The following is a 356-nucleotide window of genomic DNA, read 5'->3' as shown; positions in this document are numbered from 1 at the left end:
CAGCATCGGCAAGCTTACCTAGCTTTAGTGTCTGCATAATATATTCAGCACGCAAATGCTCCTGATTGGTCGCAAGATAAATCCGCACACCAGCAGAGCGATAAAATTCCAGAGACTCTATCAGCTCCGTATTCAGGCGGGCATCATTCTTAAACCAATAGGCGATGAATTCCTCTGGGGTGAGGTAGGGTGATAAATCTGAAAGCACCGGTTTGAGGGCTGAAAGAAGATCCAGTTTTCCGGTGACAATTTTATCCCAATATGGTGTGAAAAATCTTTCATGGAACAGGGAAGGCGACAGGCCAAGATCTGTCTCTAAATCCGTTGACCAGTGCTTTCCGTCCCGACTGCGTCCG

General features: G+C 47.2%; 1 protein-coding gene. It reads right to left on the bottom strand.

The features are described 5' to 3' along the window. Positions 1-356: HAD family hydrolase (locus HBA93_RS19440; protein WP_502910148.1), on the bottom strand; the 356-nt coding region annotated here is incomplete at both ends.

Source organism: Ochrobactrum sp. SFR4 (assembly GCF_019730395.1).
Taxonomy (GTDB): domain Bacteria; phylum Pseudomonadota; class Alphaproteobacteria; order Rhizobiales; family Rhizobiaceae; genus Pseudochrobactrum.
Note: the sequence above shows the minus strand (reverse complement) of the source record. Positions and strands in the feature narration are given on the sequence as shown.